General features: G+C 38.1%; 2 protein-coding genes. Both read left to right on the top strand.

Features of this window, described 5'->3' with window-relative positions; genetic code table 11:
* Nucleotides 1-147 precede the first annotated feature (147 nt).
* On the top strand, nucleotides 148-771 hold the full coding sequence (locus AAEZ02_RS21630) for a response regulator transcription factor (RefSeq protein ID WP_351124976.1): 624 nt from the start codon (nucleotides 148-150) through the stop codon (nucleotides 769-771).
* 153 nt (nucleotides 772-924) lie between these two features.
* The gene (locus tag AAEZ02_RS21625; RefSeq protein ID WP_351124973.1) at nucleotides 925-2,157 is read left to right on the top strand and encodes a hypothetical protein; all 1,233 of its coding nucleotides are present in this window, start codon (nucleotides 925-927) and stop codon (nucleotides 2,155-2,157) included.
* Nucleotides 2,158-2,218: the final 61 nt, after the last annotated feature.

Here is a 2,218-nt window from a genome sequence, read left to right as displayed (position 1 = left end):
AGTGTAATTTGTTTCATAGGGCTATGATGATCCCATTTGGGACAAAATCAAGCATTTTCAATGATCACGGGTATATAAACAAAATATTGTCGTGAAAACAAAAAATGACAGCAACAGGATGCTGGGTTTTTAAACAAGGAATGTGACATGTTCAGCAATAACCTTTTAATCGTAGATTTCCCTGATCACCTTTATGGGCAATTTCGGCACTTCGCGAATTTGATTGAATTTAATCTAATTTCAACCAATGCCAACAACGCATTATCAACAAAATCAAATGCCGAAAATGGCACTACCATTATGGTTCATTATCTTGAGAATCCATTACAAGATATTGGTTGCTTATCTGCCGAATTATTTAAAAGCGACTTGCATATCGCATTCTGTCCTGCGCTGAATGTGGAATTAGAAGTCATCTTTATTTCATCGGGATTTCATGGTGCTATTAGTGTCGATGACGCTATCGCTCAGCAAATACAAAGCATCAAAAAAGTACATGATGGCGACATTAGTTTTCACCCAAAAGCGGTATCCAAATACATTTTACAAAGAAAGCGTATTCCATCTTCAGGTAATCGCGCCAAAATACTCGCGGTGACCACCAAAAAAGAACAGCAAGTCTTGTCCCTCATATTGCATGGATTAACCAACGAAGAAATAGCCAAAGAGCTTAGTATCTCAGTTAATACCGTAAAAATGCATGTCCAAAATATTTATAAAAAGACCAAGATTAAAAATCGTGGTCAATTATTTGCTTTCGCTGCCAGCTGAACATTCCCCCAATAATATTATTCGACTAAATACCGAAAACAGACTCGGCAATCTATTGATGACTTAATACATTGCTTTGTATGAATCAATTTTATGTTTCAAATACACTCTATAAGAGCAAAAAAGCTCTACCCATAATGTAAGGACACATTAATGCATCATAAAAGCTTATTAGCCATGTTAATTTCTGCCGCAATGTTAGTGGGTTGCGGTTCATCTGACGACGATTCTAGTACTGACATTACTCAACCTGATTCTGGCACACCAACAACGCCTGTATCAGAATACAATCACCAGGTTACCGGTTTGGCGGTATATCAAGGTGCATTATTTAGTGCGACTGTTTGCGCCGATTTAAACAAAAACCTAGCTTGTGATACCGATGAACCCTATTCCATTACGGATAATGAAGGTAACTACCAAGTTGATTGGAACAGCGAAATTGAAACACCCGATTATTATTTAGTGGCGAACTGGGAAGCAGCAAAAGCAACTCAAGCAATTCGAGCACGCTCTTTAGCGCTTAACATTAAAAACTCAACCACCCGATCTGCGCCAAAATCTATCGTTAGTGATGCAGGGAAAGGCACATTAATCGCTAGCCCACAATACAATGGGGCGATTAACAACCTGACTCATATTAAACTCTCTCGTGTGATGGAGATGAAGAGTCAAAATCTGTCTGACAGCGAAATTAACCAGTTATCTACTCAATTAGATGGTTTGCTGGCAACCCTATATCAGTTAGACACAGCAACCTTATATGCTGTGTCTGCTGAAGCCTCAGCAACAGCCAGTTTTATTCGTCTTGAATATGCTATTGCGTATTTACAACAAGTGATCGCGACCCAAATACCAAACTTAATTGCTGCTGAAATAATTATTAATGCTATTTATGCTGAGCTTTGGCAAATATTAAGTGATAGTGGCCTTTCTGCAGAAGAATTTTTCTCAACTGACGTATTTACTTTAGCAGCCAACATACTGTTTAGTGACGCCGCTATAGCTTTAGGATTTACTGAATTACCGATTGATTCACGTATTTTGTCACAAAATGATTGGGATATTGTGCTTGGTAACATAATTAATGAAAACGGCTTTACAAATACCTTATCGCTTACCTTATCTTCTGATGTGAATGCTTTTTCAATACAAAATGCTGATAATACAAAAGCTCTTAACTGGGTATATAGGCAACCTAATCTGGAGTTTGCTTTTGAGGTTACGTTAAGAGAGGATGAGGAAGATGATACTCAAACTGAATGCTGGAACAAAACTGATAAGCGCTGGTATACCGAAGACAATGGACCAGTAATTGAACCTACCATTACAGGTAACACTTTTAATACGGTATATGCTGGAGCGAATGTCAGGGCTACCGCATGAGTGTTTAATTTTTAACCTAACCACTGAATCCAGCCTTTAATACTGCTTCAAGCATCGATGG

Origin of the sequence: Shewanella sp. T24-MNA-CIBAN-0130, from assembly GCF_040310185.1 — a bacterium.
GTDB classification, from domain to species: domain Bacteria; phylum Pseudomonadota; class Gammaproteobacteria; order Enterobacterales; family Shewanellaceae; genus Shewanella; species Shewanella psychromarinicola.
The sequence above is the reverse complement of the archived record's forward strand: the minus strand, read 5'-3'. Positions and strand labels throughout refer to the sequence as shown.

What these genes read in the sequence shown, in the direction of transcription:
- AAEZ02_RS21630 (WP_351124976.1), top strand. Translation starts at nt 148, where the DNA reads ATGTTCAGCAATAACCTTTTAATCGTAGATTTCCCTGATCACCTTTAT.
- AAEZ02_RS21625 (WP_351124973.1), top strand. Translation starts at nt 925, where the DNA reads ATGCATCATAAAAGCTTATTAGCCATGTTAATTTCTGCCGCAATGTTA.